Genomic DNA, 22119 nt, shown 5'->3' on the forward strand with positions numbered 1-22119 from the left:
CGTGACCAAGGTGATTATTATGCCTTGATCTGATCACTACATATTCTATAAGTTCAATTTATAATGATCTTGCCGTGTCAACACTACAAAGGCCCACAATATAAAGTTATGCATGTGGCGACTCACAGCGAAACCAACGAGCAATTGGTTATTTACCAAGCCTTATACGGTGAATACGGCATATGGGCACGCCCACTAAGTATGTTTACTGAAACCGTAGAAAAAGACGGTAAAACTATCGCCCGTTTTGCCTACCTTGGTGAAGCCGATTAACTATGGCATTATAACGCATAATAATTACTGCTCAGACCAGATAAAGGATAACCCGTGCAATTTAATTCTACTGATAATTACATCGCAAGCTCAGCATTAAAACAGGCAGTAAACGCCGCTATTATGCTGCAAAAACCGCTTTTAATTAAAGGCGAGCCTGGCACAGGTAAAACCATGCTGGCTGAAGAGTTAGCGAAAAGTTTAGATACTGAGCTTATTCAGTGGCATATAAAATCAACCACAAAAGCGCAGCAAGGTTTGTACGAGTACGATGCGGTATCGCGTTTGCGCGACAGCCAGCTAGGTGATGAGCGCGTTCACAATATTAGCAACTACATAGTTAAAGGTAAGCTGTGGCAAGCCTTCATGTACGCTGAATTAAACGGCAAACGCCCAGTACTGCTTATTGACGAAATAGACAAAGCCGATATTGAGTTTCCAAACGATTTACTGCTCGAACTCGATAAAATGGAATTTCATGTATACGAAACCGGTGAGCGTATTGTGGCTAAAGAGCGCCCTATTGTGATCATCACATCAAACAATGAAAAAGAGCTGCCTGATGCGTTTTTACGTCGCTGTTTTTTCCATTATATTGATTTTCCAAATAGCGACGAAATGCAGCAAATTATTGATGTGCACTACCCGCATGTTAAACAAGATTTAGTTCGCCAAGCACTAGAAGTATTTTTTAACTTACGCGAAGCCAACGGCCTTAAAAAGAAGCCCTCCACCAGCGAGTTACTGGATTGGTTAAAACTATTAATGGCTGAAGATATAGACGCCAAAACCCTGCACGACAAAGCGCAAAAAGGCGGTTTAATGCCGATGTTCGGCGCACTACTTAAAAACGAGCAAGACATAAGCCTAATCGAAAAGCTCGCGTTTATGAGCCGTCGCTAATATGTTGGTACAGTTTTTTTTCACGCTACGCAAATACCGCTTACCCGTGAGTCTGCGCGAACTGCTCGATTTAATAAACGCTTTAAAACAAGGCGTTATATTTGCTGATGTAGACGCGTTTTATCATTTAGCGCGCACTATTATGGTAAAGGACGAAACCCATTTTGACCGGTTCGATAAAGCCTTTAGCGATTACTTTAGCGGTATTGCCGACTTAGACCTGCTCGAAAGCTTAAAACAACAACACAACTTACCTGAAGATTGGTTGCGTAAAGAGTTTGAAAAGCATCTAAGTGATGAAGAAAAAGCCCAACTAAAAGCCATGGGCGGGCTCGACGAGCTAATGAAAACCCTAAAAGAGCGTTTAGAAGAACAGCAAAAACGCCACGCAGGCGGCAATAAATGGGTCGGCACTGGCGGTACCTCGCCTTTTGGTGCGTATGGTTATAACCCTGAGGGTGTGCGTATTGGTCAAGACGGCAACTGCAATCGCCAAGCGGTAAAAGTGTGGGATAAGCGCGAATACCGTAACCTAGATTCTGACCGCGAAATTGGCTCTCGTACCATAAAGCTGGCACTTAAAAAACTACGCAAATTTGCTCGTACTGGCGCAAGCGACACCCTTGATTTAAACGAGACTATTCGCGCGACCGCCAAGCAAGGCGGCATGCTCGATGTAAAAATGGCACCCGAGCGCCACAACGCGGTAAAAGTATTAATGCTGTTTGATATTGGCGGTTCAATGGATGACTACATTCACACCTGTGAAGAGTTATTTAGCGCCGCTCATAGTGAATTTAAACATTTAGAGTTTTACTACTTTCATAACTGTTTATACGAACACGTGTGGCAAGATAACCAACGCCGCCACTCAAACGTTATTGACACCATGACGCTGATCAACAAGTTTACCAGCGACTACAAAGTCATATTTGTTGGCGATGCCACTATGGGCCCGTATGAAATTGCCTATCCTGGCGGCTCAGTAGAACATTGGAATGAAGAACCCGGCAGTGCGTGGTTGAACCGAATCACAAATCACTTTGATAAAGTCGCGTGGCTCAACCCACAACCGGTTGAACACTGGCCGTACTATCAATCAATTGATTTTATAAAGCAGCTAATGAACAACCGCATGTACCCGCTGAGCTTGGATGGGATAAGTAGCGCTATAAAAGAGCTGAGTTAATCTTAACCTAGGTTGTTAACTTTTTTACGTAGATTGCGTTGAGGTAGGTTCTGTTTTAGGCTGGGTTGAGCACAGCAAAACCCAACATAATCATCACATGCAAGTAGCTGTTAAACACAAAAAAGCGCACTTAATATAGTGCGCTTATATAAGACTTTAAAGTCTTAAAAACTATATCGTACTGTAGCACTGATCAAGTCTAGATCGTCTAGTGACATATAATTAGCACCGAATGAAAGATTTTCATTAATATAATAACGTGCCCCCACAGAAATAGACGTTTCACTATCATCATCAATGTCGACGTAGCCTAAGCGTCCATCTAGTTCAAAGCTCTCGCTCACCATTGAACGAAGACCAACAGATAAGCCATATCCATTTTCATCTTCCGACTCACTTCTACCCGCATAAGATGCTTCTAGCTCTAAATTTTCATATGTCAGCAAACCATAAAAGTCAGTACTGGTATTAATCGCGGTGCGATACCCGACTCCTGCGCTAAGCCAATTTATATCAAAATCAGCGCCGTTTACCGAGTCACCCACAGTTTGATATTGGCCAGATAAAAAAACATTTTCGCTTACAAGTTTACTACCGTCAATGGTCCACCCATTTGCACCCTCGCCATCAATATCACCGTCTAGGTAACCGCCAGAAACGAAGTTAAAGTTAGGCGTTTGTTCAGCTAATGCAGCAGGACTTGCAACGAGAGTCGTTAATAATAAGAGTGCAGTTTTATTCATTTTCATAATGCTTCCTTTGAGTGTTTAATTACTCCTTAAATGTACCCAAAATTATACATGAACATATAACTACTAGCAATCAAACGGTTATAAACAATAAAGCTTTATGCAAGATCTTGCAGAAAGTTAGTAAGATTATATGTGCAGTGAAGGTTTAGCCTTTTTACTTTCTTGTAGTTCAGTGGTTTTTTGTTAAATATAATCATATACGCAAACCACATCGAGGTGCTGAGTTCAGCATTTCATGGAGAATAAAAAATCATTTACAATAATTAAAGTTTCTTTTCTATAAGGAATAACGCTTAAAGTTTGGATATATAGCCAGTAAGCTATTAAGGTTATTTATAGATTTTATATTGGTATTTACTTAATGTCAGAGTCATTCGATGAGCCAATAGCCAAGCCCATGCCGCAACCAATCGCAATACCACCCGATATACTAAACGGTAATACATCGAAAAATAAACCACCAATAAGCCCGATAACTGAGCCTATGATTGCACCTATAATTATATAAGGAGCCATCGCGCCTAATGAACTTGTATGTTCATCATGTTTTGCCATTTTAATACTCCCTTTAAAGTCATAATGTTAAAGCTACAATCTAACCACTAAATTATTTACTAAAGTGCCAACAGGACTACCCATAGTTAAGTAGACATTAGTAGATTTTCAAACTATTTCAAAACTTGATTGTCATAACTGCATGCCAGTCGTCCACTTTTTGTCATAAATAGACGGTGGCAATACTTGTATAAGATCGCTTACCTGATTCAACCAGCTTTAGCACACACCTAATTTATTGCTCAAAATAACCTTCGGTTGTTTTTCTCACTAAGGTTCAATTTGAATAACATATGTTTCTCGCTAATGACTATGGGTGCTCTGCAGTATGTCGATAGTTAACCCTCTTAACGAAGTACTATAGAGGTAATTTACCTCGAACCTCGAACCTCGAACCTCGAACCTCGAAAATAAAATCACATCAACTTCCAAACCACAAACGCCATAGCAAAACCAACCAAGTACACCAAGCCTAACCAGGTTAAGCCACGCAAAAGTAGACTGTGTTTAATCGCAGGCTCTGAGCGCACTAGGCTGAAGTTAAGCCATGCAAAAACCGGTGTGGTAACAAACGCAAGCGTCATGGCAAAGGTAAGCATAGGCCCAAGAGCTGATTTAAAAAATAAGATCACCGCCATACCGGCCAATGCTTGTAATATAAGCCACGTATTTAAGCTGTGTTTTGATTGCTTAAAACCAAGAAGTTTATGCGATTCGTTAAGTGTTCGGGCGTAACCGTCAAGCACGGTGAGTGTGGTGCCAAACATACACAAAAACGCGATGGCAGATACCAAAGGCCTTGCCCACTCGCCAATAGTCAATGCGTACATATCAATCAGCTGTTTAGCAAAAGCGACACCGCCAAGCTCTATATTACTGCTTTGCCCATATTGCACTAACGCACCTAAACTAAAAAATACCAGCGCAAGCCCGGCGGTTAACCAATAACCTACATTAAAGTCGAATAAGCCTTGGCTTTTAGTCACACTTTGCTGAGCTTGTTTTTCTTTAAGCCACAACGAGCTCAGAGCCGAAATTTCAATAGGCGCTGGCATCCAGCCCATTAAGGCAACCATAAAGCCTAACATGGCAAGTTCATATGGTGAGGGGCCAACATAGTTTACAGACGCTACAGGGCCGTTATTTATAGCAATAACTAATGCGGTTATGGTTGCTATAGTAAGTAGCCCCATAATAGCTTTTGCAACGTTATCGAGCGCTTTAAAGTGCCCTAGTAATAATATAATTAAACACACAGCCAATATTAACCAGCACAATAAGGTAACAGGAATACTAATAGGTAATGCGTAGTGTAATAAGCTCGCCGTAAGCAACAATACGCCCGCGGTATTTACCACAGCGGCAATAATATTGAGGGCAATAAAACTGTAAAAATAGCCAGGCCCTTGGTTTTTATACCCTTCGACTAAACTATTTTTAGTAGCGAGTGTGTACTCCATACCAAAACGAAAAAACGGGTACTTTAAAACGTTAACCACCACAATAAGCCAAAATAGCTGCCAGCCAAATAATGCGCCAGCTTGGGTCGATGCAACTAAGTGTGAGCCACCAATGGCAGCGGTGGCCATTAAAATACCCGGGCCGAGCGCCCCTAACCGAGACTTCCATGTGCTTTGTGTGTACTGCATTAACTTCTCAAATTTGGTGTGTTATGTGCTTTTATTATTAATTTTTATCATTAATAAACTGTGTGAGTGCATAACTTACCTAATTTACAGACAATAAAAAAGAGCCCTTAGGCTCTTTTTAAAAATAACACATTGTTAGTTATTAATTTAAATCCATCTCTTGGATGATTTCGTGTGCTATTTCAGGTGTGGTACTTACAGGCTTTTCATGTAAGTTCGCTTTTATTTGCCCTTTACGATGCTTTAGTGCGGCATCGAGTTTTTTAGCTGCGCTTGAAATGGCTGGGTACATAACCTCGTTTTCCCCTTTAACTGATATTCGCGCACCTTCATAATTTGTACTAATTTCTGCTTGGAACTTGTGATGCTCTTTTGAAAGAATAATGTCGAGCGCTATCAATGATGGAAAATGACTCTCAATTTTAGAAAACTTTTCGTTAATGTGTTCTTTAATAGAATCAGTAACGTCAACATGGTGACCAGAAAGATTAATTTTCATAGGGTATCCTTTTTTATGTTACCTCACAGTTAGTATTGGGGGCTAAACGAATTAACACAAGAGAAAATAGCTAAATTTAGCAATTATTTATTACCGCACCTGATTTAGATCATTCATTTAGCATTAAGTATGCAAAAAGCCGCGTGATAGCGGCCTTTCAGAAGTGCTGATAATTTAATCAACTATATATTTATTCGGTGTATGAACAACAGTAATCTGCAAAGTCAGCGACTTTTACTTGGAATTTAACATTAGCATCTACGTTAAATGATTCACCTGCCGACATTGTTTGCCATTCACTCTCACCTGGCAGTAACACTTCCCATTGGCCGCCATTTAATTCCATCAATTCTTTTTTACTGGTTGCGAATTCAAACTCACCGGGTTGCATAAAACCTAATGTTTTTGTACTGCCATCACCAAATACCACGGTACGACTCGATACTTTACCGTCAAAATATACGTTGGCCTGTTTAACGACACTTACATTATCAAACTGAGACATCCTCACTCCTGTTTATTTAAGTTTATAATTTTAATTATGCTCACAGTGCCTGATACGAGAAAGGCTTGCAAGTTAAGTGCTTTGAAAATTACTCATTTAGAAGCCAAAAGGTTAAAAAATTAACGATTTTATAGGGAAATTTGCTTCGAGCAACGGGCTACGAGCTTCGAACAGATCTTTTGGTAATTTATGCACAAAGAGGACGAAGAGACGCTGCGCTTTAGAGGAAGTGATAAAAGTATAACTCATAAAAAAGCCCGCCCTGTTTACACAGCGCGGGCTTTTAAATGTTAAAGCAGTTGCTTAAAACAATGCGTTTGCTTTGTTAACGATGTTTTCTACGGTGAAGCCGAAGAATTCAAATAGCTCGTTAGCTGGTGCCGACTCACCAAAGGTGGTCATACCGACTACGGCGCCATTTAGACCTACGTACTTGTACCAGTAATCAGCAATACCCGCTTCAATCGCTACGCGACGTGAAACGCTTGCTGGTAATACGCTTTCTTTGTACTCAGGCGATTGATCTTCAAACGCATCAGTACACGGCATAGATACAACACGTACCTTTTTACCCTGCGCACGTAGCTCTTTCGCAGAGTCTTGCGCTAGTTGTACTTCAGAGCCGGTAGCAATAAGAATAAGCTCTGGGTTGCCGTCACAACTTAGGATGTAACCACCCTTTTTAACGTCGCTTAATTGCTGTGCATCACGTGCTTGTTGCTCTAAGCCTTGGCGAGTAAAGATTAATGATGTAGGACCGTCTTTACGTTCAATAGCTTGTTGCCATGCAATTGCCGACTCAACTTGGTCACATGGGCGCCAGTTGTAAAGGTTAGGCGTTAAACGCATGCTGGCAATTTGCTCTACTGGTTGGTGAGTTGGACCATCTTCACCTAAACCAATTGAATCGTGCGTGTATACAAAAATGCTTGGTTGCTTCATTAATGCAGCCATACGAACCGCATTGCGTGCGTATTCCATAAACATTAAGAACGTTGCACCGTAAGGAATAAAGCCTTTATGAAGTGCAATACCATTCATAATTGCCGACATACCAAACTCACGCACACCGTAGTAAACGTAGTTACCACTTGCATCGTCTGCCGTTAAGCCTTTAGAGCCATCCCAAATTGTTAAGTTTGAACCTGCTAAATCGGCAGAGCCACCCATAAACTCAGGTAGTAACGGGCCAAACGCGTTTAATGCATTTTGCGACGCTTTACGTGATGCAGGGTTTGCAGGGTTTGCTTGTAGCTCTTCAATGTACGCTTGTGACTTTTCAGCCCAATCAGCAGGTAATTCTGAATGTGTACGGCGTTTGTATTCTGCTGCAAGCTCTGGGTATGCTTTTTCGTATGCGGCAAATTTTTCGTCCCAGCTTGCTTCAAGCTGTTGACCTTTTTCTTTGTTATCCCACTGTGCATAAATATCTTCAGGGATTTCAAATGCATCGCCCGTCCAACCTAAAAACTCGCGAGATGCTTTAATTTCGTCATCACCTAGTGGTGCACCATGACAGTCGTGGCTACCTGATTTATTAGGTGAGCCATATCCAATTACTGTTTTACAACAAATTAGTGTTGGTTTGTCGGTCACGCTTTTTGCTTCGCTAATTGCAGCACTTACAGCATCGCTATCGTGGCCATCAACGTCGCTAATTACATGCCAGCCGTATGCTTTAAAACGTGCTGGTGTGTCATCGCTAAACCAGCCTTCAACTTCACCGTCGATTGAAATGCCGTTGTCATCCCAAAATGCCACTAACTTGCCTAGGCCTAATGTACCAGCAAGCGAACAGGCTTCATGAGAAATACCTTCCATTAAACAACCATCACCCATAAATGCGTAAGTGTGGTGATCAACAATGTCATGGCCTTCACGGTTAAATTGAGCGGCTAATGCTTTTTCAGCAATTGCCATACCTACGGCATTTGTGATCCCTTGACCTAATGGACCCGTAGTAGTCTCGATTCCTGGCGCATATCCATATTCTGGGTGGCCTGGTGTTTTAGAGTGCATTTGGCGGAAGTTTTTAATTTCGTCCAGTGGTAAATCATAACCACTTAAATGCAATAGAGAATAAATTAGCATTGAACCGTGACCATTTGAGAGTATAAATCGATCTCGGTCAGCCCACTCTGGATTTGTTGGGTTATGTTTTAGATAATCGCGCCATAATACTTCTGCGATATCAGCCATGCCCATAGGGGCTCCAGGGTGACCAGATTTGGCCTTTTGTACTGCGTCCATTGACAAGACGCGAATAGCATTTGCAAGTTCTTTGCGAGATGGCATGAATTCTCCTACCTTTATATGTATTTGCGCGGGTATTTATATACCTCCATTCTTACTTATTGTAGGGGCTGTGTGCAATTAAAAACCCATAAAAATAGGACATTATGAATATTTTTTAAGAACCATTTACTATTAGATATTTTATTTAGACGTCTAGGCGTAAAAAAACTATGCAAGTTCACTTGTTTTAGATAAAATACGCGCCTTAATTTTTTAGCGCTAATACCGACGTTTGTGAAGCGCAATATTTGTGAGCATAATTACAATGGCAAAACATTTATTTACTTCTGAATCTGTTTCTGAAGGTCATCCGGATAAAATCGCCGATCAAATTTCTGATGCGGTACTTGATGCTATCCTAGAGCAAGACTCTCATGCCCGTGTAGCGTGTGAAACTTACGTTAAAACCGGTATGGTTATGGTTGGTGGTGAAATCACTACTAGCGCATGGGTTGATATCGAAGAAATTACACGTAAAACAGTACGTGAAATTGGTTACACACACTCAGATATGGGCTTTGATGCCGATTCGTGTGCAATTTTAAACACTATTGGTAAACAGTCTCCAGACATAAATCAAGGTGTTGACCGTACAAGCCCTGAAGAGCAAGGCGCTGGCGACCAAGGCTTAATGTTTGGTTACGCATGTAACGAAACTGAAGTATTAATGCCTGCTCCAATTACTTATTCTCACCGTTTAGTGCAGCGTCAAGCTGAAGTTCGTAAAAGCGGCGAGCTTAACTGGTTACGTCCAGATGCAAAATCACAAGTTACATTTGCATACGAAAATGGCAAGCCAGTAGGTATTGATGCCGTCGTACTTTCTACTCAGCACAGCGAAGATGTATCGCAAAATGACTTAGTAGAAGCGGTAATGGAAACAATTATTAAGCCAGTACTTCCTGCTGAGCTTATTACTAGCGCAACTAAATTTTTCATTAACCCAACGGGTCGTTTTGTTATTGGTGGCCCAATGGGTGACTGTGGTTTAACTGGTCGTAAAATCATTGTAGATACATACGGTGGCATGGCTCGTCACGGTGGTGGTGCTTTCTCTGGTAAAGATCCATCAAAAGTTGACCGCTCAGCGGCTTATGCTGCACGTTACGTTGCTAAAAACATTGTTGCTGCAGGCCTTGCTGATAAGTGTGAACTTCAAGTGTCTTACGCTATTGGTGTTGCAGAGCCTACTTCTATCAGTGTTGAAACATTTGGCACAGGTAAATTAGAAGAAGCGCGTTTAATTGAACTTATTCGTGAACACTTTGACTTACGCCCTTACGGTCTAATTCAAATGCTTGACCTTGAGCGCCCTATTTATCTTCCAACAGCGGCTTACGGCCACTTTGGTCGTGACGAATTCCCATGGGAACGCACAGATAAAGCAGACGCACTTCGTGCAGCAGCTGGGCTATAAGCCACTTAGCTAATATTTAAACGGCCCTTTTTAGGGCCGTTTTGCTATGTGTATTAAGTTAGTCGTAAAACAGTCTCGAACTGTTTAACATTTTAGGTATATACTCTGCTTATACAATAAAGCGTATTAGGGATAAAAAATGGCCGACAATTTTCGTGTTATATTTGTAGGACTTGCAGAAGGTGCAGACAGCCAAGCAGTGACCACTGCACTGACAGAAAAGCTGAAAACCTCGCCAGAAAAAGTGGCTGCTTTTTTTGATGGCAAACCGTTATTTGCCCCTTGCCCCAAAGATAAAGCACTCAAGCAAGCTAAGTTACTTTCAACGCTGGGGATTAAAAGCAAACTTCAGCAAGCTGCCGCTACACAAACGGCACCTCAAACAGCTTACGACAGCCAGCGAGATCAGCGCTTATTTGACGCCCTAGATTACATTACCAGTAGCCTAATTCGCCTTGAAGAAAAACTAGAAGATATTGAGCAACGCCTCCCTGAAGTTGAATTATCATTACCTGATGAAAACAATGAAGTATGGGAAGATGACGATTTAATGCTAGATGAGCCACTCTCTACTGAGCCCAAAAAACGCGGCAACCTTGTTTTATATTCGCTGATTTCTACAGCCGTAATATTGCTTATTGTACTTGCTACGTACTTATTATTTCCTAATTTATTCTCTTTTTAATTACGGTTAAGTTATTTAATGAGTAATAATCGCGCACAAATAAGACACGATATTCGTAAAGCACGTAATAACCTATCAAAAAACCAGCAAGAATTAGCCGCCGAATCGCTTAAAGTGAATTTTATTCAACACTTAAAAAGCATAAATCCGGCCAAAAAAAGCCATATCGCGCTTTATTTAAGTAATGATGGAGAATTAGATACATCATTGTTAATTAATGAATTATGGAACACTGACCAGGCTATTTACCTGCCCATAATCCATCCATTTAATGGGGCTAATTTACTATTTCAACGCTATGAAAAAAACTCACCCATGAGAGCAAATCGCTATGGTATCTTGGAGCCTAAGCTGAATTGCTCTCAAATATGCCCATTACCTGAGCTTGATTACGTTTTAATGCCATTAGTGGCATTTGATAAATTTGGTAATCGCCTTGGAATGGGAGGTGGGTTTTACGATAGAACATTCGCACGTTTATACGAACAACATTGGCAACAACCGCAACTTATTGGCCTCGCACATGCGTGCCAACAAGTCGATGAGTTACCGATTGAATCGTGGGATGTACCACTAAAAACGATCATAACACCCGATAAAACCTACTGTTGGTAACAACTAATCTTGTAAACTAACAGCTATTTTGACACCAATGAGCAGACAACAATGACACAAGATGAATTAAAAAAAGCAGCTGCGTGGGCTGCACTCGAGTTTGTAAAAGAAAACACCATAGTAGGTGTAGGTACAGGCTCAACCGTTAATCACTTTATTGATGCCCTAGGCACAGTTAAAGACACCATCGTTGGTGCAGTATCAAGTTCAGAAGCATCTACAGCACGCTTAAAAGAGCTTGGCATAGAAGTGTTTGAGCTTAACGATGTAGCGGCACTCGACGTATACGTTGATGGCGCAGATGAAATTAACGCCCTAAACGAAATGATTAAAGGCGGCGGAGCGGCGCTTACCCGTGAAAAAATAGTAGCAGCAGTAGCGAAACAGTTTGTGTGCATTGTAGATGATACAAAACTAGTCGATACCCTAGGAGACTTCCCTCTTCCGGTTGAAGTTATTCCGATGGCACGTAGCTACGTTGCCCGTGAATTATTAAAACTAGGTGGTGATCCTGTGTATCGCCAAGGTGTAGTAACCGATAACGGCAACGTTATTTTAGATGTACATAATTTAAAAATTACCCATGCTAAACAGCTTGAAACACAAATAAATCAAATTGTTGGCGTAGTTACCAACGGCCTATTTGCAGAGCGCGGTGCTGATAAAGTGATTATCGGCACTAAAAATGGGCCACAAATTAAATAGGATATGGTTATGAGTAAGGTATCGTTAGCAAAAGACAAAATTAAAATTCTCTTGCTTGAAGGTGTTCACCAAAGCGCTGTTGAAACGCTAAAACGTAACGGTTATAGCAATATCGACTACGTTAAAACATCGTTGCCAGAGGACGAACTTATAGAGCGTATTAAAGATGTGCACTTTGTAGGGCTTCGTTCTCGTACTCATATTAACGAATCTGTATTAAACGCAGCTGAAAAGCTAGTCGCTGTAGGTTGCTTTTGTATTGGTACAAACCAAGTAGATTTAAACGCAGCACGTGAGCGCGGTATTGCGGTATTTAATGCCCCGTTTTCAAATACCCGCTCTGTAGCTGAGCTTGTACTTGGTGAAATACTGCTGTTATTACGTGGTATTCCTCAGCGTAATGCCGCTGCCCACCGCGGCGGTTGGTTAAAAACAGCTAATGGCTCGTTTGAAGCGCGCGGTAAAACCTTAGGTATTATTGGTTACGGTCACATTGGTACTCAGCTGGGTATTATGGCTGAAAATATTGGTATGAACGTGGAGTATTACGATATTGAAGACAAACTATCTTTAGGTAATGCTACACAAGTACATAACTTAACGCAGCTGTTGCAACGCGCTGATATTATTAGCTTACATGTTCCAGAGACACCGCAAACTAAAAACTTGATTGGAACAGCAGAGCTTGCCGTGATGAAGCAAGGCGCTATTTTAATTAATGCTTCTCGCGGTACTGTGGTTGACATTGACGCCCTAGCTGAAGCACTAACAGAGAAGAAACTTAGCGGTGCAGCCATTGATGTATTCCCAGTTGAGCCGAAATCAAACGATGAAGAGTTTATTTCGCCACTACGTGAATTCGACAACGTTATTTTAACGCCGCACATTGGGGGTTCTACTCAAGAAGCACAGGAAAACATTGGTATTGAAGTAGCAGGTAAACTCGCTAAGTACTCAGATAATGGCTCAACTATTACAGCAGTTAACTTCCCTGAAGTATCATTACCAGAACTTGCCAACCGTAGTCGCTTGTTACACGTGCACCACAACCGCCCTGGCGTGTTAACGCAAATTAACCAAGCGTTTGCTCAGCATGGTATTAATATTGCCGCACAGTACTTACAAACGGATGAAGCAATTGGTTACGTGGTTATTGACGTAGATACCGTTCAATCTGAAGTAGCACTAAAAGAACTCAGTGCTGTTGAAGGCACAATTAGAGCCCGTATTCTGCACTAAGTAATCAGCTATCAGCTATCAGCTATCAGCTATCAGCTATCAGCTATCAGCTATCAGCTATCAGCTAAAATAATAAAAGCCGTACTTGAATAATCAAGTACGGCTTTTTACATTAAACTGGAAGCTGGCAACTTATTCTATTATTTGCCTTTTACTTCTAAATTTATAAACTTAACCAGCTCTTCGGGTTGCCCTGCTAACATCATTAGTTGCTGATTCACTTCCATCATGGTTTTACCTTCAGGTAGTTTAGCCGAAACACTAAGCGAATTTAAGCCTTTAGCAAAGTTAGTTAATGCTTGCGCTATTTCTTCGGTTACCGGCGCTTGTTGTAACTGTTGAGCCAGCATCATTTGCATTTGCTCTAGTGTCATACCTTGTTTGGCTAATTCACTTTCTAGCAAAGTACTTAACTCACCTTGGTTATCAAGCGTTACACTCATGGTACGTGGCTCTAACTGACTCATTGCTTGCATAATAAGTGTTTGCTGTTGTAGCTCTTGCTCATAAGTAAGCGGTGTATTACCTGCAGCTTGCTGAGCTTTGCTTATTTCAAGCGAAGCATCCATAAGCGCTTTAGAGTTAGCCAACCCCATATTCATATCAATGCTGGCAATATCGTTGGCGTGTAATTTAACAACTATATCGCTGTTACCAGATTGTTCATCGTAATCTAATGATGAGTGTAAATCATAACTGGCCGAGGCAAGTTGTGCATTAGTATCTGCTGGAAGTGTATCGACAAAGCTTTTATCAAATTGGAAGTTCTTTAGTGTAAAAGCGGTATGTGGCGATATTTTATCGCTTTCGTAACCAATCACTTCAACATGCTCAACCGTGGCAATATTTTTCCCCTCAGGGCTGGTCACTTCTATGTTACTAATGGCAACACTGTTTGAAATAACACTCGCCGATAACTCTGCGTAGTTAAAGCTGGCACCTGTTTGTTCGCTAACCAAAGCCAACTGCTTATCAACCTCAGCACGTACCTCCTGTGTTGCTACATAGTTTGCATAGCTTACGCCACCCACACCTGCAGCAATAATCGCGGCTGCAATCACTAATTTTTTCATGTTATTTCCTTATTCAACTCTTTATATAAGTGGCTTTTGCAAGACTAACATTGTGAACATGAGTCGTTAAGCACTTTTTTGTGTGTTAATTTATTAAGCTAAGTAGTTCGTGCACGGTTTTAACTGGCGTTATTTTAGCGCCCAGTCCTTCCATGGATTTATGGTAATTACGAAATGGAATAAATATTTCAGTAAACCCATGTTGCGCCGCTTCTTTAACACGGGGCACACCACTGTCGATTGGGCGCACATCACCGTTTAAACTCAACTCACCCATAATACAGGTGGTTCGTGGAACAACGAATTCATTCAAACTACTTAAAAGTGCAGTAACCAGCGCTAAGTCAATGCAGGTTTCTGACTCATCTATTTTTAGGCCACCGACAATATTAAAAAATGTATCGTGGAATATTTTGGTTTTAGTGTGCTTACGTAAAATACCGGTGAGCATTTTGATCCGGTTCATATTTAAACCAACACATACTCGCTGTGGAAACTCTGCTTCGGTTTCAGTGGTTAAACACTGAATTTCTAGCAGTAAATTACGATTTCCTTTACGAATACAGGTGATCGTCGACCCTGGCGACTCTGTAGTTGAACCCGATAAGAAAATTTCACTGGGGTTATCCACACTGAGCATACCGCGTTCACACATTTTAAAAATGCCGACGGTGTCTATATCACCAAAGCGATTTTTATTAGCACGCAGAGTACGCACTTGACCATCATTGGTATCAATATGTAACAGTGCATCAACTATGTGTACTAAGGTTTGCGGGCCTGCTATTTCATTATTCTTATTTACGTGAGCAATAATAAACATAGTCACGTCGTTTTGCTTACAATATTGAGTCAATGCCTGAGCTGCACTTTTTACCTGAGAAGGTGAACCTGGGCTGCCATTAGCGGTATCGGTGACAACGGCTTGAATAGAGTCGATAACGGCAAACTTAATTTTGTTTTTATCCAGCTCTTCAATAATGGTTTCAACACTGGTTTCTGACAGTAAATAGAGTTCATCTTCGTTGTAATTAAGCTTTAAACGATTAACCCTGTTTTTAAACTGGGATAATGACTCCTCTGCGGTACAGTAAAGTGATGGCATACGCTGAGACATTCTTGCTACTAAATCTGATAGTAGCGTTGTTTTACCCGCCCCCGGATCACCAGAAATAATATTAACTGAGCCGGTGGTTACACCGCCACTTAACACACGGTCAAGTTCACCAATTTCGGTAAGCTGTTTTTCAGCCTCTGCGGTAGCTACATCATTAATTTTTTTAGAGCCACCACCAATGCCACCAGCATAGCCACCTACACTGGCACGAGCAGCTACCTTTTTGTTTTGCCCTGCAGAAGGTTTGAACTCTGCTAAAGTGTTCCATGCGCCACAGCGACACTGGCCTTGCCAACGTTGATAGTTCATGCCACATTCTGTACAAACAAACTCTACTTTTGCCGCTTTAGCCATTTAAAACCTTACCTACTATTCTTTATTTTGAAATACACAGTGTTAAGCGCTTATTTTGCCATTGCAGGCTTTGTCTTAGCAACAACGTCTTGTGGAACAGCGCATTTAGTCTCACACTGATACTATATTAATGTAGTTTCACTTAGTCCACTTTAAGGCATGTTTCTTGCTTTAAAAAACTAATAAACCCTTGCCAATTAATTGGCTATTAGAAAATAACAATAAATAACCTAAACTTTGGTTAAGAGATTTACTAACATGTTGAATCAAAAAGATATTTGTGCTTATTATTCTCTAGCTAGAGATTTTTAGTGAAACAAGGCGAAATTACGCGTCAATAACTCTAGTCTATTGCAAGTAAATTAAACGCAGTTAGCGCTGAAAATAGCTGCTTGAGATGGATTTATTATCCGGAGTTCAGGTTAAACACAAGTATAGTTACGCAGAGTATCGAGGCCGCATTTGACGGTTTTGCGAGATTCTATTTATTAAATACTCTAATAAATAATTGCAAAAGTATACCTACTTTTTAAATTAGACGGTGATGATTTATAAATGGCTGAAGACGTATTGCTTAAGCATGAAGCGCTTGTAAATGAATTAAAACAGTATTTGGGAAATGCTAAGTTTGATCTCATTTTCAAGTCAAAAACTGCCGAGTTAACTAAACCCGAGCAGTTTTTAATAAAAATGGAAATGTCTCGTTTATCTCAGCCGATAGACCGCTTTATTGATCTACGTGGTTTAGTAAACGGCCAAGTAAAGCCTTATGAATACAAAAGCAAGCAACACTTTATGGATGACACCGCAATTGAAGTATTCGAAGCGGCAATAAAGCAACATAAAGGCTACACCCTGGCAGTTTACGAAGCGGTAATGAATACCGACAATAATTATCGGGTATTACAACAGCAATTAACCACAGCAAAAAAAGTAGAACCGCAACGCAAGCTAACTACCAATGTTATTAAGTTTGCAGCCTATGAAAGTCGTAGTGAAGAGCGAATGAATTACTCAATTAAAATTACCATTGAGTATGACAGGCAAGCAAAAATTGACGCTAGCACCTCTGATATTTCTCTCAGTGGCTGTAAAATTAAGTTGGCGTCGAGATATAGCTTAAAAAAAGGTCAGCCTATTACTATGCACTTAGTAGGCTTAGAGCAAGACTTTCAGTTAGGCCTTAAAAGTGGTGTTAAATATGAAGTTGTGGCGATAGAAAATACCTCAGATGAATTTAATCATATCCGCTTAAAACGTACATTTGAAGAAAATAACAGCGCGTTTGATCGGTTTTTAGAAAGCTTTATTCATGGTAATAAACGCCGTTATAAAGTGAATTTAGATAACACCCTGGATGCGGTTATTTCTAAGGGGTACGAACAATATTACATCCCTAGGGTTAACTCTCTATATGTTTTTATTAGCCAGAAAAACGGCGTTTATTATCCAAGCCTGAGCTTAACCACCGAAAACAGTTTATTTATTCAGCGTTACTTTACTGATGAACGCAAAAAATCTTGTCTTTACAGCGTGTTAAATCATAAACGCATTCGCACCTTAGCGTTAAAACCGGTAGCTGTAAAAGAAGAGTACTTATATACCTTTACTCATGTCTCTGCAGGAAAAATTTATTACTACTCAGCCACTCGCTCAGAGCTTGAGCAACACGCAAAATTAAAAGCATTGTTTTTTGGTTTTGGTAGCCGCAGAGACAGTTGGCGCTGCTTTAAGTTACAACTAATGCCAAGCCATACTGAAGATGCTTATATTCCTTTATCTTTACCTAACTCGTTGGGTAAAAATATTGAAAAACTAAACAAGCCGCCTTCACCGCGTGTTGAGGGCGCTATAAAAGACGTAAAATATTTAATGCTGCTTACCCAAGTAGGTAATAAACATGAACAACAGCATTATCAACATTACGAGTTTAATAAGGCCTTAGCTAACAAGCTGAAGTTTTTTGGCCACAGTAAGCATGAATCTCCTCCTGAGCTAAATACTGTGCCTCTAGAGTATGTAAATCTTCGCTCTAATAAACGCTATTTATACAAAACTAATGTGGTGATTAATACCCGTGATGCGGTATTACATGGGCATACCCGTGATTTTTCAATATTTGGCTTACAATTAGAGTGCAATCAAGAAGTGAACTTTAAAAAAGGCGATATTGTTTCGTTATCATTTCCCGATTTGCAAAAAATTACCAAAAGTTATTCCCTCAGCCACATTCAGTATGAAGTAATGGCAGTAAGCAAATCGCTGACTACTATTAATTTGAAAGCGCATGTAGATAAAGGCTCACCTCATACTGGGGTCGATTTTTTTACCCTTTTAATTAATAGCAATAAACAAAAATTAAAAGTAGCTGAAGAGTCACCTAAAGTACCCGGGCTTTCTACGGCACTCAGAAATATGGTGACCAAAACGCTGTGTCAGTTCCCAATTTATCTACATAAATCAATGGCACATTTCGAAATTGGCGCCATGGGATTTGGTTTATACCCAAGCCCATTACATGTTATTTTGCAGAACTTTGCTCTGTTAAATGCTCAAACAGACTTATCGAATATTATTACTAAAGCACACATAATTGATGTGATCACACCTAATATTAAAGATCGCACCCGCCAAGATCCGCCGTTAGAGTTTAGTTTGGTAATTAACTTCGATCCTAAAAAAGAAAATATAGCCGATGCTATTACCAGTCAATGTGTTTTAGGTACTGACTGCAGCGAGTTTAAGCAGCAAATAAGTAAAGGGCTGAAGTCTGAACTGGTTTTTATAATGCGTTTATATATTTCACGTACTGGTCGACTCGATACTGATTACTTAGCAAACGAGCTAAAATACGTAAGCCAATACGCAATTCACAAAGCCAAAGACTTAGAGGATGCCTTGTGGTCTGTATCAGGTGTTGGCGACATTATTGATGTAAGTAATGAAGCGCTTGAGCATTTATCGCTCAACCAACAACAGGTTGAGCAAATGTCTAGGCGCAAACTAATTTGGTTAAACCGTTTACGTTAAACCTGTGATGGGTTTAGCGGAACCGCCAGCATATATAACAGTTGTAATAACGAGCCTTGGCATATAGCAGCTTGGGCTTGTTCAACTACTTTAGGTTTACCATGCACAGCAACGCCTAAGCCAGCATGAGCCATCATTTTTAAATCGTTTGCGCCATCACCAATGGCAACAGTTTGACTTTTTTCAAGCCCCAGTTTTTGTTGTAAGGCATTTAAAACAACCGCTTTTTGCTCAGCATCAACAATCCCACCTAACACCTTACCTGTTAGTTTATCGTCTTTAAATTCAAGCACATTGGCATGCACTTCATCTAAATTAATCAGCTCCTGCACTCGCTCAGCAAACGGCACAAAACCGCCAGATGCAATCGCTAAATACCAATCGTGGTGTTTTAAAATTTGGCATAACGCTTTAATTCCCGGCATTAAAGGCAGTGTACTTTTAAGCTCATCAATTAAACTCTTTTCAATGCCTTCAAGCTTAGCAACACGTTGGTATAAGCTTTCACTAAAATCAAGCTTGCCTGCCATTGCCTGCGCGGTCACGCTGGCAACCTCGTCGTATACATTAGCCAAACGTGCAATTTCATCAATACACTCAATAGTAATAGCTGTTGAATCCATATCCATTACCAATAATCCTGGTTTTTTTAAATCAGGGGGATTGGTAACTTGCACTAACTGGCATGCCAAGGTATTTGCAAAAGTTTGAAGTTCGAGAGGATTTATTGCGCGCTCTGTATTTTCTATATAAAAACATAATGCCGGAGATAACCCTAAATCTGGCTGATATTGACAAATTGCTGTTACATTTTGCTGGTGAGCCGCAAAAAATTCAATAATGCTATTAATATGCTGCGTATTAAAGTCACCGCCAAATGCAATACCAAATAGCCCTTGGTTTCTGTTCGGTGTTGTATTTAGTGGTGTAAAAACACCTTGTTGGTAGCTAAACCACTTATTAAGAATAAGTGATGATGATAATAGCTCAGCGCTTTGCTGTGCCATGTTCGCGTTCGACATGGGATCTCCGTTTATATTTCCTGACATTTAGCGCATTGATGATAAGGATATAAGATACAAAATTCGCCATCAGGGTGGATTTAAGGTTATAGTGTAGTTGTAACATCAAATCAAAATGCTGTCAGCAGCATATACGGTGACTATGAAAAATAACCATCTTAAAAATCCACTTACAGCCTCGCAAAAAAAGCGTTTAGTCCGTTTGCTATTGGCCGCTGGCTGCTTTGTATTATTAAGCTGGGTGGGTATAAATAGTAGCTTTCAAAGTCATCAATTGCTTTACGATAATACCAATAGCGCAGCTAAATCTCTCACTCAGTTTATGGCACTGAATGCTAAAAATCCGCTGATAGAAAAAAACAAGCAGCAACTGACCACCTTATGCAACAATATCAGTAAAGATGAATTTGTACTCTCGGCCACTATTTATGACAAACAAGGTGTGGTACTTGCGAGCAGCGATAATTGGCAATCGCATCATGTGTATGGCTTATTACCTGACTCATCACCGGGTATTAGTAAGTTAAAAACGCCTTTTGTTGAGCAAGTTATTTCAGACGACAACCGCCCGATTGGCTTTGTATCTATTACCTATTTAACCCGTGCTGCGGTATCGGCTAGCCATAATCATTTTCATGATTTAGGTCGCCAAGTGCTACTTATGTTAGTGATTGCCTGTATTTTTACTTGGCAATTAGGCCGAGGATTAAAGCGCTGGCAAGTAAATCGTTATATACAAAAAACGTCTGAGCATGAATCATAAAGCTGCTCAGCTAATTGAAATTTATCGCTATTTGGTTTTAAACCATAAAGCGCATCAAATACGTTAGGAATATGCAGTGGGGTATTTATCTCCCCTTGATAACCACTTAGCGGCATTGAAGGTGAGTCAGTTTCAAGTACTAAATGCTGCGGCTCAAGCTTTGCTATAACCGCACGTGTTTTAGCTGCACGCTCGTAAGTTATAACCCCACCGACTCCAAGTTTAAAACCCTGCTTTATATAATAGTGCGCTTGTTGAATTGAGCCTGAAAAAGCATGGAGCACACCGCCGTTTTTTGGCCTACAACGCTTAAACGACTGCGCAATTAAATCATGGCTTTGCCTGTGATGCACAATTAGCGGTAAATCAAGCTCATTAGCAAGCGCTATTTGCTGCTCAAACAAAAAGGTTTGTTTTTCAAGATTGGAAATACTGCGATCGAGCCCGCACTCACCAATAGCCACCAGCTGAGCTTTGTTTGTTTTAGCAAAGTTATACAGCGATTCTAAGTGCGATTGCTGATGTTGCGCTAAAAAATAAGGATGCAGCCCTGCCGCTATGCTGACTTGTGGGTAGGTTGCTTTAAACTCTAGTAGGTTTTGAGATTGCGCCAAGCTAATACCTGGCACAATAAATTGGCTAACGCCCTTTGCTACACAGGCATTAATAAGTGATTCGCGGTTTGCATCAAACTCACTAAAATCAAGATGGCAATGCGAGTCTATAAACTTCAAAAAACTAGCCCACTACGGATTTAAGCGCGTTATTTGCCAGCTATTATCGGCCTGACGCTGATACATAAAGCGATCATGTAGACGGTGAGCTCCGCCTTGCCAAAACTCGATTTTTTGCGGCACAACACAATATCCGCCCCAAAAATCAGGGAGTGGTATTTCACCTTTGGCAAACTTGTTTTTCATATTGGCAAAGGTTTCCATTAACACTTTGCGCGACGACACCGGGCGGCTTTGTTGCGACGCCCAAGCGGCTAATTGACTTTCTTTTGGACGTGATAAGAAGTACTTAGCCACGGCTGACGTTGGAAGCGGCTGCGCCTCACCATACACAATCACTTGGCGCTCCATGTGGTGCCACGGAAAGTGCAAGGAAATTTTATTATTGCCTTTAAGCTCTTGTGCTTTTCGTGAACCGGTATTAGTAAAAAACACAAAACCGTTATCATCTAAATGCTTTAGCAGCACAATACGCTGTGAAGGCTGACCGGTGTCATCAACCGTAGCGACCACCATTGCTGTAGGGTCGGGCAAGTTACTGGCAACAGCATGCTCAAGCCAGGTTTCAAACTGCTTAAACGGATCATCAAGCAAGTTGTCTTCACTGAGCGCATCTTGCAGGTATTCACGACGAATATCTTCGAGTTTCATATCAAATCCTTCTAAAGAGCTATCAGCTATCAGCTATCAGCTATCAGCTATCAGCTATCAGCTATCAGCTATCAGCTATCAGCTATCAGCTATC

The 22119-nt window shown here is 40.7% G+C and carries 21 protein-coding genes; 10 read left to right on the forward strand and 11 right to left on the reverse strand.

The features are described from left to right. The first annotated feature begins 63 nt into the window (after window positions 1–63). The 3 genes from AAEY57_RS15160 to AAEY57_RS15170 are packed head-to-tail and all read left to right on the forward strand — an operon-like array spanning window position 64 to window position 2365. Window positions 64–273, forward strand: coding sequence for a DUF1653 domain-containing protein (locus AAEY57_RS15160; RefSeq protein ID WP_350608154.1), 210 nt, complete (start codon window positions 64–66; stop codon window positions 271–273). A gap of 54 nt (window positions 274–327) precedes the next feature. Further along, window positions 328–1176 carry an AAA family ATPase gene (locus AAEY57_RS15165; RefSeq protein WP_008464234.1) on the forward strand — a complete coding sequence of 283 codons (849 nt, stop codon included), beginning with the start codon at window positions 328–330 and terminating at the stop codon, window positions 1174–1176. 1 nt (window position 1177) lies between these two features. Continuing rightward, entirely contained in the window at window positions 1178–2365 is a 1188-nt protein-coding gene (locus tag AAEY57_RS15170) for a vWA domain-containing protein (protein WP_350608155.1), read from the forward strand. Between the two features lie 164 nt (window positions 2366–2529). Here the strand turns inward: AAEY57_RS15170 and AAEY57_RS15175 are convergent, their stop codons facing one another. From AAEY57_RS15175 to tkt, 6 genes are all read right to left on the reverse strand, one after another. Then, window positions 2530–3114 carry an outer membrane beta-barrel protein gene (locus AAEY57_RS15175; RefSeq protein WP_350608156.1) on the reverse strand — a complete coding sequence of 195 codons (585 nt, stop codon included), beginning with the start codon at window positions 3112–3114 and terminating at the stop codon, window positions 2530–2532. Window positions 3115–3471: 357 nt separating this feature from the next. Further along, entirely contained in the window at window positions 3472–3672 is a 201-nt protein-coding gene (locus AAEY57_RS15180) for a hypothetical protein (protein WP_350608157.1), read from the reverse strand. A 416-nt stretch (window positions 3673–4088) separates the two neighbouring features. Beyond that, window positions 4089–5321, reverse strand: a complete 1233-nt coding sequence (locus tag AAEY57_RS15185; RefSeq protein WP_350608158.1) for an NRAMP family divalent metal transporter — start codon at window positions 5319–5321, stop codon at window positions 4089–4091. Window positions 5322–5463: 142 nt separating this feature from the next. Beyond that, complete coding sequence (hpf, locus tag AAEY57_RS15190) at window positions 5464–5820, reverse strand: ribosome hibernation-promoting factor, HPF/YfiA family (RefSeq protein ID WP_008110321.1); 357 nt, start codon at window positions 5818–5820, stop codon at window positions 5464–5466. 190 nt (window positions 5821–6010) lie between these two features. Then, the gene (gene ppnP / locus AAEY57_RS15195; protein ID WP_008110320.1) at window positions 6011–6325 is read right to left on the reverse strand and encodes a pyrimidine/purine nucleoside phosphorylase; all 315 of its coding nucleotides are present in this window, start codon (window positions 6323–6325) and stop codon (window positions 6011–6013) included. Between the two features lie 303 nt (window positions 6326–6628). Beyond that, window positions 6629–8620 carry a transketolase gene (tkt, locus tag AAEY57_RS15200; protein WP_350608159.1) on the reverse strand — a complete coding sequence of 664 codons (1992 nt, stop codon included), beginning with the start codon at window positions 8618–8620 and terminating at the stop codon, window positions 6629–6631. 265 nt (window positions 8621–8885) lie between these two features. Between tkt and metK the strand changes: the two genes are divergently transcribed. The 5 genes from metK (at window position 8886) to serA (ending at window position 13281) form a co-directional block, all read left to right on the forward strand. After that, window positions 8886–10037, forward strand: a complete 1152-nt coding sequence (gene metK / locus AAEY57_RS15205) for a methionine adenosyltransferase (protein ID WP_008110316.1) — start codon at window positions 8886–8888, stop codon at window positions 10035–10037. Between the two features lie 139 nt (window positions 10038–10176). After that, window positions 10177–10722, forward strand: a complete 546-nt coding sequence (locus tag AAEY57_RS15210; protein WP_055013063.1) for a hypothetical protein — start codon at window positions 10177–10179, stop codon at window positions 10720–10722. Window positions 10723–10740: 18 nt separating this feature from the next. Further along, complete coding sequence (locus AAEY57_RS15215; protein WP_350608160.1) at window positions 10741–11337, forward strand: 5-formyltetrahydrofolate cyclo-ligase; 597 nt, start codon at window positions 10741–10743, stop codon at window positions 11335–11337. A gap of 51 nt (window positions 11338–11388) precedes the next feature. Further along, entirely contained in the window at window positions 11389–12042 is a 654-nt protein-coding gene (gene rpiA, locus AAEY57_RS15220) for a ribose-5-phosphate isomerase RpiA (RefSeq protein WP_138609384.1), read from the forward strand. A gap of 9 nt (window positions 12043–12051) precedes the next feature. After that, a complete protein-coding gene (serA, locus tag AAEY57_RS15225) occupies window positions 12052–13281 on the forward strand; it encodes a phosphoglycerate dehydrogenase (RefSeq protein WP_010387720.1) in 1230 nt (409 codons plus the stop codon). Between the two features lie 140 nt (window positions 13282–13421). Here the strand turns inward: serA and AAEY57_RS15230 are convergent, their stop codons facing one another. Together AAEY57_RS15230 and radA are read right to left on the reverse strand one after the other, a co-directional pair. Continuing rightward, entirely contained in the window at window positions 13422–14354 is a 933-nt protein-coding gene (locus AAEY57_RS15230; RefSeq protein ID WP_350608161.1) for an aq_1923 C-terminal domain, read from the reverse strand. A gap of 85 nt (window positions 14355–14439) precedes the next feature. After that, on the reverse strand, window positions 14440–15825 hold the full coding sequence (gene radA, locus AAEY57_RS15235; RefSeq protein WP_008110304.1) for a DNA repair protein RadA: 1386 nt from the start codon (window positions 15823–15825) through the stop codon (window positions 14440–14442). A 555-nt stretch (window positions 15826–16380) separates the two neighbouring features. On the opposite strand from radA, the gene AAEY57_RS15240 reads away from it, so the two are divergent. Beyond that, complete coding sequence (locus AAEY57_RS15240) at window positions 16381–18855, forward strand: PilZ domain-containing protein (protein ID WP_350608162.1); 2475 nt, start codon at window positions 16381–16383, stop codon at window positions 18853–18855. Here the strand turns inward: AAEY57_RS15240 and serB are convergent. After that, window positions 18852–19877 (reverse strand): phosphoserine phosphatase SerB, encoded by a 1026-nt coding sequence (gene serB / locus AAEY57_RS15245; RefSeq protein ID WP_350608163.1) that lies wholly within the window; start codon window positions 19875–19877, stop codon window positions 18852–18854. The two genes, AAEY57_RS15240 and serB, sit on opposite strands and share 4 nt — an antisense overlap. A 142-nt stretch (window positions 19878–20019) precedes the next feature. On the opposite strand from serB, the gene AAEY57_RS15250 reads away from it, so the two are divergent. Continuing rightward, the gene (locus tag AAEY57_RS15250; RefSeq protein WP_350608164.1) at window positions 20020–20640 is read left to right on the forward strand and encodes an AhpA/YtjB family protein; all 621 of its coding nucleotides are present in this window, start codon (window positions 20020–20022) and stop codon (window positions 20638–20640) included. On the opposite strand, the gene AAEY57_RS15255 is transcribed toward AAEY57_RS15250, so the two are convergent. Then, a complete protein-coding gene (locus AAEY57_RS15255) occupies window positions 20607–21374 on the reverse strand; it encodes a TatD family hydrolase (RefSeq protein ID WP_350608165.1) in 768 nt (255 codons plus the stop codon). The two genes, AAEY57_RS15250 and AAEY57_RS15255, sit on opposite strands and share 34 nt — an antisense overlap. 12 nt (window positions 21375–21386) lie before the next feature. Continuing rightward, window positions 21387–22025: a pyridoxamine 5'-phosphate oxidase gene (gene pdxH / locus AAEY57_RS15260; protein ID WP_024602100.1), complete on the reverse strand. Its 639-nt coding sequence runs from the start codon at window positions 22023–22025 to the stop codon at window positions 21387–21389. Window positions 22026–22119: the final 94 nt, after the last annotated feature.

Origin of the sequence: Pseudoalteromonas sp. MER144-MNA-CIBAN-0113 (assembly GCF_040308965.1) — a bacterium.
GTDB lineage: Bacteria > Pseudomonadota > Gammaproteobacteria > Enterobacterales > Alteromonadaceae > Pseudoalteromonas > Pseudoalteromonas tetraodonis.

Coding starts and splice junctions, on each gene's coding strand:
- AAEY57_RS15160 (WP_350608154.1), top strand. CDS start 64: ATGATCTTGCCGTGTCAACACTACAAAGGCCCACAATATAAAGTTATG.
- AAEY57_RS15170 (WP_350608155.1), top strand. CDS start 1,178: ATGTTGGTACAGTTTTTTTTCACGCTACGCAAATACCGCTTACCCGTG.
- AAEY57_RS15175 (WP_350608156.1), bottom strand. CDS start 3,114: ATGAAAATGAATAAAACTGCACTCTTATTATTAACGACTCTCGTTGCA.
- AAEY57_RS15180 (WP_350608157.1), bottom strand. CDS start 3,672: ATGGCAAAACATGATGAACATACAAGTTCATTAGGCGCGATGGCTCCT.
- AAEY57_RS15185 (WP_350608158.1), bottom strand. CDS start 5,321: ATGCAGTACACACAAAGCACATGGAAGTCTCGGTTAGGGGCGCTCGGC.
- hpf (WP_008110321.1), bottom strand. CDS start 5,820: ATGAAAATTAATCTTTCTGGTCACCATGTTGACGTTACTGATTCTATT.
- ppnP (WP_008110320.1), bottom strand. CDS start 6,325: ATGTCTCAGTTTGATAATGTAAGTGTCGTTAAACAGGCCAACGTATAT.
- tkt (WP_350608159.1), bottom strand. CDS start 8,620: ATGCCATCTCGCAAAGAACTTGCAAATGCTATTCGCGTCTTGTCAATG.
- metK (WP_008110316.1), top strand. CDS start 8,886: ATGGCAAAACATTTATTTACTTCTGAATCTGTTTCTGAAGGTCATCCG.
- AAEY57_RS15210 (WP_055013063.1), top strand. CDS start 10,177: ATGGCCGACAATTTTCGTGTTATATTTGTAGGACTTGCAGAAGGTGCA.
- AAEY57_RS15215 (WP_350608160.1), top strand. CDS start 10,741: ATGAGTAATAATCGCGCACAAATAAGACACGATATTCGTAAAGCACGT.
- rpiA (WP_138609384.1), top strand. CDS start 11,389: ATGACACAAGATGAATTAAAAAAAGCAGCTGCGTGGGCTGCACTCGAG.
- serA (WP_010387720.1), top strand. CDS start 12,052: ATGAGTAAGGTATCGTTAGCAAAAGACAAAATTAAAATTCTCTTGCTT.
- AAEY57_RS15230 (WP_350608161.1), bottom strand. CDS start 14,354: ATGAAAAAATTAGTGATTGCAGCCGCGATTATTGCTGCAGGTGTGGGT.
- radA (WP_008110304.1), bottom strand. CDS start 15,825: ATGGCTAAAGCGGCAAAAGTAGAGTTTGTTTGTACAGAATGTGGCATG.
- AAEY57_RS15240 (WP_350608162.1), top strand. CDS start 16,381: ATGGCTGAAGACGTATTGCTTAAGCATGAAGCGCTTGTAAATGAATTA.
- serB (WP_350608163.1), bottom strand. CDS start 19,877: ATGTCGAACGCGAACATGGCACAGCAAAGCGCTGAGCTATTATCATCA.
- AAEY57_RS15250 (WP_350608164.1), top strand. CDS start 20,020: ATGAAAAATAACCATCTTAAAAATCCACTTACAGCCTCGCAAAAAAAG.
- pdxH (WP_024602100.1), bottom strand. CDS start 22,025: ATGAAACTCGAAGATATTCGTCGTGAATACCTGCAAGATGCGCTCAGT.